Annotated in this window: 15 protein-coding genes and 1 tRNA gene; 11 read left to right on the top strand and 5 right to left on the bottom strand. The window is 59.2% G+C overall.

All coding sequences use genetic code 11. The annotated features are described in order from the left end of the window. Positions 1-26 precede the first annotated feature (26 nt). From ybgC to nadA, 11 genes are all read left to right on the top strand, one after another. Positions 27-494: a tol-pal system-associated acyl-CoA thioesterase gene (gene ybgC / locus AC1DRN_RS14875; protein WP_057713518.1), complete on the top strand. Its 468-nt coding sequence runs from the start codon at positions 27-29 to the stop codon at positions 492-494. Beyond that, positions 484-1,179 (top strand): protein TolQ, encoded by a 696-nt coding sequence (tolQ, locus tag AC1DRN_RS14880; RefSeq protein WP_007897030.1) that lies wholly within the window; start codon positions 484-486, stop codon positions 1,177-1,179. The genes ybgC and tolQ overlap by 11 nt, the downstream gene beginning before the upstream one ends. Before the next feature lie 23 nt (positions 1,180-1,202). After that, a complete protein-coding gene (gene tolR / locus AC1DRN_RS14885) occupies positions 1,203-1,655 on the top strand; it encodes a protein TolR (RefSeq protein WP_162135951.1) in 453 nt (150 codons plus the stop codon). Beyond that, complete coding sequence (gene tolA, locus AC1DRN_RS14890) at positions 1,655-2,734, top strand: cell envelope integrity protein TolA (RefSeq protein WP_223459484.1); 1,080 nt, start codon at positions 1,655-1,657, stop codon at positions 2,732-2,734. Before tolR ends, tolA begins: the two co-directional genes overlap by 1 nt. Positions 2,735-2,751: 17 nt before the next feature. Next, on the top strand, positions 2,752-4,032 hold the full coding sequence (gene tolB / locus AC1DRN_RS14895) for a Tol-Pal system beta propeller repeat protein TolB (RefSeq protein WP_223459528.1): 1,281 nt from the start codon (positions 2,752-2,754) through the stop codon (positions 4,030-4,032). Between the two features lie 52 nt (positions 4,033-4,084). After that, positions 4,085-4,582 (top strand): peptidoglycan-associated lipoprotein Pal, encoded by a 498-nt coding sequence (gene pal, locus AC1DRN_RS14900; protein WP_003178634.1) that lies wholly within the window; start codon positions 4,085-4,087, stop codon positions 4,580-4,582. Positions 4,583-4,588: 6 nt separating this feature from the next. Further along, on the top strand, positions 4,589-5,428 hold the full coding sequence (ybgF, locus tag AC1DRN_RS14905; RefSeq protein WP_223459482.1) for a tol-pal system protein YbgF: 840 nt from the start codon (positions 4,589-4,591) through the stop codon (positions 5,426-5,428). Positions 5,429-5,594: 166 nt separating this feature from the next. Beyond that, on the top strand, positions 5,595-6,242 hold the full coding sequence (gene queE / locus AC1DRN_RS14910; RefSeq protein ID WP_008047363.1) for a 7-carboxy-7-deazaguanine synthase QueE: 648 nt from the start codon (positions 5,595-5,597) through the stop codon (positions 6,240-6,242). 1 nt (position 6,243) lies between these two features. Further along, positions 6,244-6,936, top strand: coding sequence for a 7-cyano-7-deazaguanine synthase QueC (gene queC / locus AC1DRN_RS14915; RefSeq protein WP_223459480.1), 693 nt, complete (start codon positions 6,244-6,246; stop codon positions 6,934-6,936). Positions 6,937-6,999: 63 nt separating this feature from the next. Continuing rightward, a tRNA-Lys gene (locus AC1DRN_RS14920) sits at positions 7,000-7,075 on the top strand. A 271-nt stretch (positions 7,076-7,346) separates the two neighbouring features. Further along, positions 7,347-8,405 carry a quinolinate synthase NadA gene (gene nadA, locus AC1DRN_RS14925; protein WP_477786741.1) on the top strand — a complete coding sequence of 353 codons (1,059 nt, stop codon included), beginning with the start codon at positions 7,347-7,349 and terminating at the stop codon, positions 8,403-8,405. A 136-nt stretch (positions 8,406-8,541) separates the two neighbouring features. Here nadA and AC1DRN_RS14930 read toward each other — a convergent pair whose 3' ends face one another. The 5 genes from AC1DRN_RS14930 to gcvP all read right to left on the bottom strand — a co-directional run bounded on the left by AC1DRN_RS14930 (position 8,542) and on the right by gcvP (position 15,337). After that, positions 8,542-9,030: an RDD family protein gene (locus AC1DRN_RS14930; protein ID WP_223459478.1), complete on the bottom strand. Its 489-nt coding sequence runs from the start codon at positions 9,028-9,030 to the stop codon at positions 8,542-8,544. A 94-nt stretch (positions 9,031-9,124) separates the two neighbouring features. Next, the gene (locus AC1DRN_RS14935; protein ID WP_007931076.1) at positions 9,125-9,337 is read right to left on the bottom strand and encodes a cold-shock protein; all 213 of its coding nucleotides are present in this window, start codon (positions 9,335-9,337) and stop codon (positions 9,125-9,127) included. 404 nt (positions 9,338-9,741) lie between these two features. Continuing rightward, entirely contained in the window at positions 9,742-10,866 is a 1,125-nt protein-coding gene (gene gcvT / locus AC1DRN_RS14940; RefSeq protein WP_223459476.1) for a glycine cleavage system aminomethyltransferase GcvT, read from the bottom strand. Between the two features lie 36 nt (positions 10,867-10,902). Continuing rightward, entirely contained in the window at positions 10,903-12,279 is a 1,377-nt protein-coding gene (locus AC1DRN_RS14945) for an L-serine ammonia-lyase (RefSeq protein WP_223459474.1), read from the bottom strand. 205 nt (positions 12,280-12,484) lie between these two features. Further along, entirely contained in the window at positions 12,485-15,337 is a 2,853-nt protein-coding gene (gcvP, locus tag AC1DRN_RS14950; RefSeq protein ID WP_223459472.1) for an aminomethyl-transferring glycine dehydrogenase, read from the bottom strand. Positions 15,338-15,340 lie beyond the last annotated feature (3 nt).

Consider the following 15,340-nt stretch of genomic DNA (forward strand, 5'->3'; position numbering starts at 1 on the left):
GCAACCTGAGGAGTAAGCACTAGAGTATGCGCGCGCAAAACGGGCTTGAGCCTTTCGCACATCGCTGTCGCGTTTATTACGAGGACACCGATGCGGGGGGCATCGTGTATTACGTTAATTACCTCAAGTTTATGGAACGGGCTCGAACCGAGCGGCTACGAGATCTGGGCTTTGCCCAATCGCAGCTGGCAGGGGAGGACCTGTTGTTCGTCGTGCATTCCAGCGAAGCGCGCTACCACGCGCCGGCGCGACTGGATGACGAACTGCTGGTAAGCGCTGAAGTAATCGAATTGAACCGTGCCAGCCTGCGCTTCAAGCAGCAGGTCAGGCGGGCAACGGATAATGCACTGCTCTGCGAAGGGCAGTTTCTGGTGGCCTGTGTGCGCACTGAAAGTTTGAAACCCCGGGCCATTCCCGAAGCTCTACGAGCGGCCTTTGCCGACGTGAGCGGCGCGGGTACACACTCAAAGCAGGAGATAAAGCGTGGAAGCTAACGTCGTCGACCATTCCTCCATGTGGAGCCTGGTCAGCAATGCCAGTATCGTGGTGCAACTGGTAATGCTGATCCTGGTAGCCGCATCGGTGACCTCGTGGATCATGATCTTTCAGCGCAGCAACCTGCTGCGCGCCGGTCGACGTGCCCTGGAGAGCTTTGAAGAGCGCTTCTGGTCGGGTATCGACCTGTCCAAGCTGTACCGTCAGGCTGGCAGCAACCCGGACCCTGACTCGGGCGTCGAGCAAATCTTCCGTGCCGGTTTCAAGGAATTCTCCCGTCTGCGCCAGCAGTCGGGCGTTGATCCGGAAGCAGTCATGGAAGGTGTGGCCCGTGCCATGCGCGTCGCCATTTCCCGCGAAGAAGAAAAGCTCGAGCAGAGCCTGCCCTTCCTGGCCACTGTCGGTTCCGTCAGCCCGTACATCGGTCTGTTCGGTACCGTCTGGGGGATCATGAACTCCTTCCGTGGTCTGGCGACTGCCCAGCAAGCGACCCTGGCCACTGTGGCCCCGGGTATCGCCGAAGCACTGATCGCCACGGCGATCGGTCTGTTCGCTGCCATTCCAGCCGTTATCGCTTACAACCGTTTTGCTGCTCGCAGCGAAACCTTGCTGGGCCGCTACTACACCTTCGCCGACGAGTTCCAGGCGATCCTGCACCGCAAAGTGCACACCAGCGAAGAATAAGCAGGTAATTTCCAATGGCTTTAATCGCTCGAGCTCGCAAAAAGCGCAAGCCGGTCGCCGAGATGAACGTGGTGCCTTACATCGACGTGATGTTGGTGCTGCTGGTCATCTTCATGGTGACCGCGCCGATGCTCAATCAGGGCGTGAAAGTTGATCTGCCCAAGGTTTCCAGCGAAGCCTTGCCGCAGGACAACAACACCCAGGTCCTGACCATTTCCATCAAATCCGACAAGACCTACTACTGGAACCTTGGCAGCGAAGTCGACACCGAAAAGCAGCAGGATCGGGCCATGACCCTGCCGCAGATGACTGACGCGGTGACCAAGATCATTCGCGTCGGCAACGAAGGCGGCAAGCGTACCCAGGTCTTCATTCGCGGCGACAAGAGTGTCGATTACGGCTCCGTCATGGGCGCCATGGGCGGGTTGCAGAAAGCCGGGGTCGGTAATGTTGGCTTGATTACCGAGGCGCCCTGATGCAGCAACAGCGAGAGCCGTCCGCCTCGGAAAGCTACTTCTGGCCTAGTGTCTGGGCGATTGGCTTGCATGTGCTGGTGTTCGGCATGCTGTTCGTCAGCTTTGCCTTTACCCCGGAACTGCCGCCGGCCAAGCCGATTGTCCAGGCGACCTTGTACCAGCTGAAATCGAAAAGTCGGGCGACCACCCAGACCAATCAGAAGATTGCCGGTGAGGCGCAGAAATCTGCTGCGCGTCAGACCGAAGTCGAGCAGATGGAGCAGAAAAAGGTCGAGCAGGAAGCGGTGAAGGCTGCGGAACAAAAGAAAGAAGAGGCGGCTCAAAAGGCCGAAGAAGCCAAGAAGGCCGACGAGGCGAAGAAAGCGGACGAGGCGAAAAAGGCTGATGAAGCCAAGAAAGCCGACGATGCGAAGAAAACCGCGGAAGCCAAGAAGGCAGAAGAGAAACAATTGGCTGATATAGCCAAGAAGAAAGCCGAAGAAGAAGCCAAGAAGGCTGCTGAAGAAGAGGCCAAGAAAGCGGCCGCTGAAGAAGCCAAGAAAAAGATTGTCGAAGACGCGAAGAAGAAAGCCGCGGAAGACGCCAAGAAGAAAGCTGAAGCTGAAGAGGCGAAGAAGAAAGTCGCCGAGGAAGCGAAGAAGAAAGCTGCTGCCGATGCTGCGAAGAAGAAATCGCAGGACGCGGCGCGTAAATCCGCCGAAGACAAAAAGGCCCAGGCCTTGGCAGATTTGCTTTCCGACACGCCGCAGCGTCAGCAGGCCTTGGCCGATGAGCAGGGCGACGAAGTCGCCGGCAGCTTCGATGACCTGATTCGTGCGCGTGCAGCGGAAGGCTGGGCTCGTCCACCTTCGGCACGCAAAGGCATGACGGTCGTATTGCAAATCGGCATGTTGCCGGACGGTACGGTGACTTCGGTCAGCGTGTCCAGGTCCAGTGGCGACGGTCCGTTTGACGCCTCGGCTGTTGCAGCGGTGAAGAATATTGGACGTTTGACAGAAATGCAGGGAATGAAGCCGAGTGATTTCGCTCCGTATCGTTCATTCAAGATGACATTCACACCTGAGGATCTAGCCTTGTGAGAAACCTTCTACGAGGAATGCTGGTCGTTATCTGCTGCATGGCAGGGATGGCGATGGCAGATGAGAAAAACATTCTGGTTACCAGCGGCAGCGATCGGGCGACCCCGATCGCCGTTGTGCCGTTCGGTTTCCAGGGTGGTAGCGTGCTGCCGGACGACATGGCGGAAATCATCGGTAACGACCTGCGTAACTCGGGTTACTACTCGCCGCTTCCAAAACAGAACATGATCAGCCAGCCGAGCCAGGCCAGCGAAATCATCTTCCGTGACTTCAAGGCGCTGGGTGCCCAGTACGTCATGGTCGGCAGCATTGTGCCGGCGGGCGGTCGCCTGCAGGTGCAATACGCACTGTTCAACGTGGCCACCGAGCAGCAAGTGCTGACCGGCAGCGTGTCGGGCGGCGTCGATCAGTTGCGCGATATGGCGCACTACATCTCTGACCAGTCGTTCGAGAAACTCACGGGTATCAAGGGTGCCTTCTCGACTCGCCTGCTGTATGTAACGGCCGAGCGTTTCTCCGAGAACAACACTCGCTACACCTTGCAACGTTCGGACTACGACGGTGCCCGCGCCGTGACCCTGCTGCAGTCGCGTGAGCCGATCCTGTCGCCGCGTTTCGCACCGGATGGCAAGCGCATCGCTTATGTCTCCTTCGAGCAGAAGCGTCCACGCATCTTCATGCAGAACATCGACACCGGTCGCCGTGAGCAGATCACCAACTTCGAAGGCCTGAACGGTGCACCGGCCTGGTCGCCGGATGGTCAGCGCCTGGCGTTCGTACTGTCGAAAGACGGCAACCCAGACATCTATGTGATGAACCTGGGTTCGCGTCAGATCAGTCGCGTCACCAACGGTCAAGGTATCAACACCGAACCGTTCTGGGGCAAGGATGGCTCGACCATCTACTTCACTTCCGACCGTGGCGGCAAGCCGCAGATCTACAAGACCAGCGCGGGTGGTGGCGGTGCAGAGCGTGTGACGTTCGTCGGTAATTACAACGCCAACCCTAAACTGTCGGCTGATGAAAAGACGCTTGTCATGATTCACCGTCAGGATGGCTTCACCAATTTCAAGGTGGCGGCCCAGGATTTGCAGCGCGGTAGTGTAAAGATCCTCACTGATAGCACTCTGGACGAGTCGCCCACTGTCGCGCCCAACGGCACCATGGTAATCTACGCCACCCGCCAGCAGGGCCGGGGAGTCTTGATGCTCGTGTCCATCAATGGACGCGTAAGGCTCCCGCTTCCTACCGCACAAGGCGAAGTCAGAGAACCTTCCTGGTCCCCTTTCCTGAACTGACGCGGCGCTATACGTTGTACTTAACACACTGGGGTTCATTAGGAGTTTCACGATGGAAATGCTGAAGTTTGGTAAATTTGCTGCGCTGGCACTGGCCATGGCTGTAGCTGTAGGTTGCTCGTCCAAAGGCGGCGACAATGCCGGTGAAGGCGCGGTAGATCCAAACGCTGGTTACGGCGCAAACACTGGTGCAGTTGACGGCTCCCTGAGCGAAGAAGCTGCACTGCGCGCTATCACCACTTTCTACTTCGAATACGACAGTTCGGACCTGAAGCCAGAAGCCATGCGCGCTCTGGACGTTCACGCCAAAGACCTGAAAGCAAACGGCGCTCGCGTTGTTCTGGAAGGCAACACCGACGAACGTGGTACTCGTGAGTACAACATGGCACTGGGCGAGCGTCGTGCGAAAGCCGTTCAGCGCTACCTGGTACTGCAAGGCGTTTCCCCAGCTCAGCTGGAACTGGTTTCCTACGGCGAAGAGCGTCCAGTTGCTACCGGCAACGACGAGCAGTCCTGGGCTCAAAACCGTCGCGTCGAACTGCGTAAGTAATTCGTCATGCGAACGTGCCGTCGTGCTGTAACTGTTTTGGCTCTCAGCCTCGCACCGCTTGCGGTGTGGGCTGCGGTTCCTGTGGTCGAGGACAACTCCGGCTATAACAATAGCGGGAGCAGTTATCCGCCTGCGGGTTACGGTACGAACGGCGCCTATGCCGGGGGAGGGGTTTCGACTCCTGTCTCGGCACAGGGCCAGCTGTTCAACCAACTGCAACAAATGCAGGAACAGATCTCGCGCCAACAGGGTGTGATCGAAGAACTGCAAAATGATGTAGCGCGCATGAAGCAGGAAAACCTGGAGCGATACCAGGATCTTGATCGGCGCATAGGAACCGGCGTTGCACCAGCCGCGAGTCCTCAAAATTCTTCCACCGGTGGTGATTTGAATGCCCCCGGCGCAGCCGCAGGTGCGGCAGCTGGCGCAGCCGCTGCTCAAGCACCCGCCGCAAGTAGCGAACCGGCAGATCCGGCGAAGGAAAAGCTCTATTACGATGCTGCTTTCGACCTGATCAAGGCCAAGGATTTCGACAAGGCCAGCCAGGCTTTCGCCGCATTCCTGCGCAAATACCCGAATAGCCAATACGCGGGCAATGCCCAGTACTGGTTGGGCGAAGTAAACCTGGCCAAAGGCGATCTGCAAGGTGCAGGTCAGGCATTTGCCAAGGTTTCGCAGCTGTATCCGAAGCACGCCAAAGTGCCTGATTCGCTGTACAAGCTCGCTGATGTGGAACGCCGCCTGGGTCATACCGACCGGGTCAAAGGTATTCTGCAGCAGGTTGTGTCGCAATATCCGGGCACTTCCGCCGCTCAACTGGCCCAACGCGATCTGCAGAAAATGTAAGCCTGCTTGACCCGTTTTGAAGAAACCCGCGCTTGTCGCGGGTTTTTTCGTTAGAATTCACACCCTTTTTCTGAAACACGCTTTTTGGGATCTGCGCATTGCCGGGGTTCCTTGAAGTGCCTGACGGAGGCGGACAGCCTGTTTAGCTGTTACGCCCGTGGCGACTATGCAAGACACATTGAGAATCACCGAAGTTTTCTACTCGTTGCAGGGTGAAACTCGGACTGCCGGGCTGCCCACTGTTTTTGTGCGCCTGACCGGTTGTCCGTTGCGTTGCCAATACTGCGACAGCGCCTACGCGTTCACCGGCGGGACCATCCGCACCCTCGACGATATCCTCGAGCAGGTCGCCGGTTTTCGTCCGCGATACGTCTGTGTCACGGGCGGCGAGCCCCTGGCGCAACCCAACGCCATTCCCTTGCTCAAGCGTCTGTGTGACGCCGGTTACGAAGTGTCACTGGAAACCAGTGGTTCTATTGATATCTCGGCAGTAGATTCCCGGGTCAGTCGTGTTGTCGACCTGAAAACCCCGGGTTCGAAGGAAGCGCACCGTAACCGCTACGAAAACATCGAGCTGCTCACGCCCAACGATCAGGTGAAGTTTGTCATCTGCTCGCGGGAGGACTATGACTGGTCCGTTTCCAAGCTGATCCAGTACGGTCTTGACCTGCGTGCCGGCGAAGTCCTGTTCTCGCCAAGTCACCATGATCTCAATGCCCGGGACCTGGCGGACTGGGTGGTGGCGGACAATCTGCCAGTGCGTTTGCAATTGCAGCTGCATAAATATCTATGGAATGACGAGCCGGGGCGCTGAAATGACTGAACAACTCAATACTGCTGAAAAACGTGCGGTCATCCTGCTGTCCGGTGGCCTGGACTCGGCGACCGTCGTGGCCATGGCGCGTGCCGAAGGCTACAGCTGCTACACCATGAGCTTCGACTACGGTCAGCGGTCTCACGCTGAACTGTACGCCGCCGAGCGTGTGGCGCAGGACCAGGGTGTGGTCGAGCACAAGGTGATCGGTCTGAACCTGAACGGCATGGGCGGCTCGGCGCTGACCGACAGCAGCATCGACATTCCGGAAGAGGCGGGTGAGGGCATTCCGGTGACTTACGTGCCTGCGCGTAACACGGTGTTCCTGTCCCTGGCCCTGGGCTGGGCTGAAGTGCTCGGTGCACGCGACATCTTCATCGGCGTCAATGCGGTGGACTACTCCGGTTACCCGGACTGCCGTCCCGAGTTCATTGAGTCGTTCGAACGCATGGCCAACCTGGCAACCAAAGCTGGCGTGGAAGGCAATGGCTTCCGCATTCAGGCACCCCTGCAAAACCTCAGCAAGGCGCAGATCGTTCAGGCCGGCGTGAAGCTTGGCGTGAACTACGGGCTGACCGTTTCCTGCTATCAGGCCGACGATGAAGGCCGTGCGTGCGGCAAGTGCGACAGCTGCCGACTGCGTGCAGAGGGCTTTGCGGCAGCCGGAATCAGCGATCCAACCCCTTATTTTTGATTTATTTCAAAATAGGTGTTGAATAGTCCTTAAAAATCAGTATTATACGCGCCACCACACAGCGGGTCGTTAGCTCAGTTGGTAGAGCAGTTGGCTTTTAACCAATTGGTCGTAGGTTCGAATCCCACACGACCCACCATTTTTGGCGGTTTAGAAAATCCGGAAGGCCCACGCAAGTGAGGATTTCCGGGTTTTTTTTTTGCCTGCGATTCAGTCTTGCCTCGCTGCGGGCTACGTCCTGTGACACAAGTCAGAATCATCTTTTGCATCCGCCGGTTATTCTGTAGCCTTGCCCAGCTTCAACGCTGTCCGTGCCTGATGAATACCCACTTTCCCGGCGGTACCCCGATGGGTCCGGAGCCGGGTGTATACTCGACTTTCGCGCGAATGCGCCTGCAGGTCTTGCGAACATGACGCAGATTTCCGAACGCCTTCTGGTTCAAGCCCACCTCGACGCCAAACAGCCCAAACCGCTGACCGCCGATGAAGAGGCTTATTACCGTGCTGCCATCGCTGCCGAGCTCAAGGCTCAGGACGCGGTGCTGGTGGCCCACTTCTATTGTGACCCTGTCATTCAGGCGCTGGCCGAAGAAACGGGCGGTTGTGTCTCCGATTCGCTGGAGATGGCCCGCTTCGGCAATGCCCATCCAGCCAAGACCGTGGTCGTCGCCGGCGTGAAGTTCATGGGCGAGACCGCCAAGATCCTCAACCCGGAAAAGCRCGTGCTGATGCCGACACTCGAAGCGACCTGTTCGCTCGACCTGGGTTGCCCGGTGGACGAGTTTTCCGCGTTCTGCGATCAACACCCGGAGCGTACGGTGGTGGTGTACGCCAACACCTCCGCTGCGGTAAAGGCTCGAGCGGATTGGGTCGTGACTTCAAGCTGTGCGCTGGAAATCGTCGAGAGCCTGATGGACAACGGCGAGACCATCATCTGGGGCCCGGACAAGCACCTGGGTACCTACATCCAGCGCCAGACCGGTGCCGACATGTTGCTATGGGACGGTGCCTGCATCGTTCACGAAGAGTTCAAGTCCAAGCAGCTTGAAGACATGAAGGCGCTGTACCCGGATGCAGCGATTCTGGTGCACCCGGAGTCGCCGACATCGGTGATTGAACTGGCCGATGCCGTGGGTTCCACCAGTCAGTTGATCGCGGCGGCACAGAGCCTGCCGAACAAGACGCTGATCGTGGCGACCGACCGCGGCATCTTCTACAAGATGCAGCAGCTGTGCCCGGACAAGGTCTTTATCGAAGCCCCGACGGCAGGTAACGGCGCGGCGTGCCGCAGTTGTGCGCATTGCCCGTGGATGGCCATGAACACCCTTGAACGCACGCTCAAGGCGTTGAAGGAAGGGTCGAACGAGATCTTTGTCGACCCGGCGCTGATCCCTCAGGCGATCCGGCCGCTCAAGCGCATGCTTGATTTCACCCAGGCGGCGCGGATGAAGCTGGCCGGTAACGCCTGAGATCTTTCAATCAGGCCCAAAATAACTGTGGGAGCGAGCTTGCTCGCGATAGCGGTGTATCAGTCACCATTGAAGTTGACTGACACTACGCCATCGCGAGCAGGCTCGCTCCYACAGTGGTTTCTGCGTCAGGAAATTATTTGGTCTTCTTCGGAACCCGCACCAGTTCGGTATTGGAATACATGTCATGCCAGCTGCGTTTCTGTTTGTCGAACAACGACCAGAAGAATCCCAGACCAACACACAGCAACGAAGCAAGCGACACCACAAAGCGCAGTAGCGCTTGCCACAGGCTGATGGATGAGCCATCGGCGTTCTGCACGCGGATGCACCAGACTTGCATGCCGAGGGTCTGACCAGACCAGGTCCAGAATTTGGCGAAGAAGCCGAACAATACGAACAGCAGCACTGTGGAGAGCAGAGGATCACCGTCCAGCGCACCCGCTTCGGTCAGGGTGCGCATCCTTTCTTCGCCGATGATCGCCATCTGGATCATCTTGTAGATGCCGCTTGTGACGATCAGCAGGGCGGTACACAGCAGGAAATCATAGAACATGGCTGCCAGACGGCGACCCAGACCAGCGGCAGGAAAATCGCCCTGGGGGGTAAGCAGGTGTTTCGACATGACAGGCTCTCGGCGAAAAAGAAGCCATTTTACGGATTTGCGCGCACAAAAAAGCCCCTGATGTCAGCATCAGGGGCTTTTTCGTTACAGAAGATTAACCTTCCGCTTGTACTTCGTCAGCCTGCATGCCTTTCTGGCCCTGCACAGCGATGAAAGTCACTTTCTGGCCTTCTTTCAGGCTCTTGAAGCCGTTGCCCTGGATGGCGCGGAAATGCACGAACAGATCCGGACCGCTTTCAGGAGTGATAAAACCAAAACCTTTCTCGTCGTTAAACCACTTGACGGTACCGCTCTGACGTTGGGACATTTCTTATTTCCTTTGACGCAAAAATTAATGACAGTCTCTTTCTCATGAAAGAGTACTGGGGCTGGTTGCAGGAGAGTAAGAAGACGTCGAACGGGATGTAGCTAACTTGTAGGCTACTGCCCAGGTCACGATTCCAAGCGACCCATGCAAACACAGTGAACAAACTCTACGCCAACTACGGGAGAAAAAACAAGCCCCGTGAAGGCCCCGTATTTCCTCAGGTTGATGGCATTTAGTCAGTCCACTAGTGGGGCCTTATACGCTAGCGTTGTTCAATTGCTTTCGATCGTTATAAGCAAAGTTCATAATCGAAGCTTAGAGCCAAACAATGCACTATTTTATGGCGGTTGCGTTACACATTAGTGCACCGTTAACGCAACCGCGTTACTTATAGGAACATTCAATCAGCCGCGATAGTAGCGTTGTGGAACAAATGGCATTTTGCTTACAAGCAAAGGCACCTTTTTCCCACGAACGATCGCCCAAACGGGTGTGTCCAGTGCGATATAAGCGCTGTCGACATAACCCATGGCCAGCGGCGCGCCCAGGGTCGGTCCGAAACCACCGCTGCAGACACTACCGATGATGTCGCCGGCTTCGTTGACGATCTCGGCGCCTTCGCGCACTGGCGTGCGTTCCTGCGGTAACAGGCCGACGCGTTTGCGGTTCACACCGGCCTGTTGCTGAGTGAATACGGTTTCGGCGCCCGGGAAGCCACCAGCCCGCGCACCATCGGCACGACGTGGCTTGGAGATCGCCCACAGCAGGCTCGCTTCGATTGGGGTGGTGTCGGTGTTCATGTCGTGGCCGTACAGGCACAAACCCGCTTCCAGGCGCAGGGAGTCGCGAGCGCCAAGGCCGATGGCAGCCACTTCCGCTTCAGCCAGCAGCGCACGGGCCAGGGCTTCGGCGTTGACGGCCGGCACGGAAATTTCGAAACCGTCTTCACCGGTGTAACCCGAGCGGCTGACAAAGCAGTCCACGCCCAGCAGTTTCACGCGGGCGAACTGCATGAAGGTCATCTTCGCAACCGAAGGGGCCAGACGTGCCAGTACAGTAACTGCCGCCGGGCCTTGCAGGGCGAGCAGGGCGCGCTCTTCGAACAGCGGCTCGATCGTGCACTGGTCGCCAATGTGCTGGCGCAGGTGGGCCAGGTCCTGATCCTTGCACGCGGCGTTGACCACCAGGAACAGTTCTTCGTTACCCAGGTTGGCGACCATCAGGTCGTCAAGGATGCCGCCGGTCGCATTGGTGAACATGGCGTAGCGCTGCATACCCACCGGCAGGTCGATGATGTCCACCGGCACCAGGGTTTCCAGGGCCTTGGCGGCATTGGCGCCGGTCAGGCGGATCTGGCCCATGTGCGAGACATCGAACAGCCCGGCCTGGTCGCGGGTGTGCTGGTGTTCTTTCATCACGCCCAGCGGGTATTGCACGGGCATGTCGTAGCCGGCGAACGGCACCATGCGCGCGCCGAGTTCGATGTGCAGTGCGTGCAGCGGGGTTTTCAACAGTTGTTCGGTGGACATATTCAGCTCCTGAAGAAGGGTGCAGATGAGCGCGCTTCAGCACTCGATAATGTTGACCGCCAAACCGCCACGGGCGGTTTCCTTGTATTTGCTTTTCATGTCGGCGCCGGTCTGGCGCATGGTACGGATGACCTTGTCGAGGGAGACGAAGTGTTGCCCGTCGCCGCGCATGGCCATGCGCACGGCATTGATGGCCTTGACCGAGCCCATGGCGTTGCGCTCGATGCAAGGCACTTGCACCAGCCCGCCAATCGGGTCGCAGGTCAGCCCGAGGTTGTGTTCCATGCCGATTTCCGCGGCGTTCTCCACTTGTTGCACGGTGCCGCCAAGCACTTCGCACAAGGCACCGGCGGCCATCGAGCAGGCGACGCCGACTTCGCCCTGGCAGCCGACTTCGGCGCCGGAGATCGAGGCGTTTTCCTTGTACAGAATGCCGATGGCTGCGGCAGTGAGCAGAAAACGCACCACGCCGTCGTCATTGGAGCCTTGGATAAAGCGCATGTAGTAGTGCAACACCGCTGGAATGATCCCCGCTGCACCGTTGGTGGGCGCGGTTACGACGCGCCCGCCGTTGGCGTTCTCCTCGTTGACCGCCAGCGCGTAGAGATTGACCCAGTCGAGCACCGACAACGGGTCGCGCAAAGACGATTCCGGGTTCTTGCACAATTGCCGATGCAGCGCGGCGGCCCGGCGTTTGACCTTCAGCCCGCCAGGCAGGATGCCTTCATTGCGGCATCCGGCGGCGACGCAGTCCTGCATCACTTGCCAGATTTTCAACAGGCCGGCGCGGGTTTCCGCTTCCGGACGCCAGGCGCTTTCGTTGGTCAGCATCACCTGGCTGATCGACAGCCCATATTTGACGCAATGACCGAGAAGATCCTTGGCGCTTTTGAACGGGAAGGTCAGGGGTGTGGCGTCTTCGACGATGCGGTCGGCGCCGGCGGCGTCCTCATCGACCACAAAACCGCCGCCGACCGAGTAGTATTCGCGACTGCGGATCTGCAGGCCCGCCGTGTCGAAGGCGCGAAAAATCATGCCGTTGGGGTGATACGCCAACGGTTTGCGAATCATCGCCAGGTGTTCTTTCTCGTTGAACGCAATGCTGTGTTCACCGAGCAGGTTCAARCGTCCGTTGCCGCGGATTTCTTGCAGGCGCGCGGCGACGGTTTCCGTATCCACGGTGTCCGGGTGCTCGCCTTCCAGGCCCAGCAGCACGGCCTTGTCACTGCCGTGGCCTTTGCCGGTGGCGCCGAGCGAGCCGTACAGCTCGACTTTGACGCAGGTGGTGGCCGGCAGCAGCCCTTCACGGCGCAGGCCTTCGACGAAACGCGCAGCGGCGCGCATCGGGCCGACGGTGTGAGAGCTGGAGGGGCCGATGCCAATCTTGAACAGGTCGAACACGCTTAACGACATGGTGGTTCTCCGGTTTCTTGTTATGGGAATTCACGGAATCGGGAGGTTGGCGCAATTCACTGTGGGAGCGAGCTTGCTCGCGATGATGGTCTGACATTCACCATAGATGTCGACTGAAAGACCGCTATCGCGAGCAAGCTCGCTCCCACAGAGGACTGTGGTGTTTTTGCAAAAAGGGGGCGGGATCAACCGCCCCCTCATTGGTTTAAGCGTAGCTTTCGATCGACGGGCAGGCGCAGACCAGGTTGCGGTCGCCAAACACGTTGTCGACGCGACCGACCGGTGGCCAGTACTTGCCTTCGATCAGCGACGCAACCGGGTAAACCGCTTGCTCGCGGCTGTACGGGTGAGCCCACTCGCCCACCAGTTCCTTGGCGGTGTGCGGCGCGTTTTTCAGCGGGTTGTCGTCCTTGTCCAGGGTGCCGTTTTCCACTGCGCGGATTTCTTCGCGGATGCGGATCATGGCGTCGCAGAAGCGGTCCAGCTCTTCCTTGGATTCGCTTTCGGTCGGCTCGATCATCAACGTGCCGGCTACCGGGAACGACATGGTCGGCGCGTGGAAACCGAAGTCGATCAGGCGCTTGGCCACGTCGTCGACACTGATGCCGCTGCTGTCTTTCAGCGGACGCAGGTCGAGGATGCACTCGTGCGCCACCAGGCCATTGCTGCCGGTGTACAACACTGGATAGTGCTCTTCGAGGCGACGGGAAATGTAGTTGGCGTTGAGGATCGCCAGCTGCGATGCACGCTTGAGACCCGCGCCACCCATCATGCGAATGTACATCCAGGTGATCGGCAGAATGCTCGCGCTGCCGAACGGTGCCGCGCAAACGGCGCCTTCCTTGCGCTCCATCTGTGCGTGGCCCGGCAGGAATGGCGCCAGGTGCGATTTCACACCGATCGGGCCGACGCCCGGGCCGCCACCGCCGTGGGGGATGCAGAAGGTCTTGTGCAGGTTCAGGTGCGAAACGTCGCCGCCGAACTTGCCCGGGGCGCAGAGGCCGACCATGGCGTTCATGTTGGCGCCGTCGATGTACACCTGGCCGCCGTTGTCATGAACGATGCCACAGATTTCGCGGATGCCTTCTTCGAACACGCCGTGGGTCGACGGGTAGGTGATCATAAGCGCGGCGAGGTGTTCGCGGTGCTCGATGGCCTTGGCGCGCAGGTCTTCGATGTCGACGTTGCCGCGGGCATCGCAGGCGGTGACGACGACACGCATGCCGGCCATCTGTGCGGTGGCGGGATTGGTGCCGTGGGCCGACGACGGGATCAGGCAGATGTCGCGACGGTCTTCGCCACGGCTCTGGTGGTAGGCACGGATCGCCAGCAGACCTGCGTATTCACCCTGGGAGCCGGCGTTCGGTTGCAGCGAAACCGAGTCGTAGCCAGTCGCAGCGCAAAGCATGGCTTCCAGCTCGTCGGTCAATTGCTGATAACCGGCGCTTTGCTCGGCCGGGGCGAACGGGTGCAGGGCGCCGAACTCGGCCCAGGTCACCGGGATCATTTCGCTGGCGGCGTTGAGTTTCATGGTGCACGAACCCAGCGGGATCATGGTGCGGTCCAGCGCCAGGTCCTTGTCCGCCAGTTTGCGCAGGTAACGCATCAGCTCGGTTTCCGAGTGATAGCGGTTGAATACCGGGTGGCTGAGGATCGGCGACTGACGTACCAGCGCGGCCGGGATGGTGCTGGTGACCGAAGCGGCGAGAGCGGCGAAGTCCGGCAGGGCCTTGCCGTCGGACAGCAGGCTCCACAGGATTTCAACGTCGGCCTGAGTGGTGGTTTCGTCCAGGGACAGGCCCAGGCGCTCGCCATCGACCACGCGCAGGTTGATGCGCTGGGCGTACGCCTTGTCGTGCAGGGCGGCGGTTTGAGCACCGGTCTTCACGGTCAGGGTGTCGAAGAAGCTCGCTTGCTCGACGTTCAGGCCCAATGTGCTCAAGCCTTTGGCCAGGATTGCAGTCAGGTGATGCACACGATTGGCGATCTGCGTCAGGCCTTTCGGACCGTGGTACACGGCATACATGCTGGCGATGTTGGCCAGCAGTACTTGCGCGGTGCAGATGTTGCTGGTGGCTTTCTCGCGACGGATGTGTTGTTCGCGGGTCTGCATGGCCAGGCGCAGGGCCGGGTTGCCGAAACGGTCTACGGAGACACCGACCAGACGGCCCGGCATGTCGCGCTTGAACGCATCCTTGGTGGAGAAGTACGCAGCGTGCGGGCCACCGAAGCCCAGCGGCACGCCGAAGCGTTGTGCACTGCCGATGGCCACGTCGGCACCGAATTCGCCCGGTGCGGTCAGCACGGTCAGAGCCAACAGGTCGGCAGCCACGGCTACCAGGGCGTTGGCGGCGTGGAAGCGTTCGGTCAGTTCGCGGTAATCGAACACGTCACCGTTGCTCGCCGGGTATTGCAGCAGCGCGCCGAAGAACGGCGTCACGTCAGTCAGCTCGCGCTCGTCGCCAACCACCACGTCGATGCCCAAAGGCTCGGCACGGGTGCGCAGCACGTCGAGGGTTTGCGGGTGGCAATGCACGGAAGCGAAGAAGGCGTGGCTGCCCTTGTTCTTGCTCAGGCGTTTGCAGAAGGTCATGGCTTCGGCAGCGGCGGTGGCTTCGTCCAGCAGGGAGGCGTTGGCGATCGGCAGGCCGGTAAGGTCGCTGATCAGGGTCTGGAAGTTCAGCAGCGCTTCGAGACGACCCTGGGAAATTTCTGGCTGGTACGGGGTGTAGGCGGTGTACCAGGCCGGGTTTTCCAGCAGGTTGCGCAGGATCGGCGACGGCGTGTGGGTGCCGTAGTAACCCTGGCCGATGAAGGTCTTGAACAGCTGGTTTTTAGTCGCGATGGACTTGATCAGGGCCAGGGCATCGGCTTCGCTCAGGCCGTCTTCCAGGCCGAGGACGCTGGTGCCCTTGATGCTGTCGGGAATCACGCTGGCGCTCAGGGCTTCCAGGGAGTCGAAGCCGAGGCTGTTGAGCATGGCTTGCTCGTCACCGGCGCGCGGGCCGATATGACGGGCGATGAATTCGTTGGCGGTGGTCAAATTGATTTGAGTCATGTC

Source organism: Pseudomonas sp. P5_B3 (assembly GCF_056400405.1).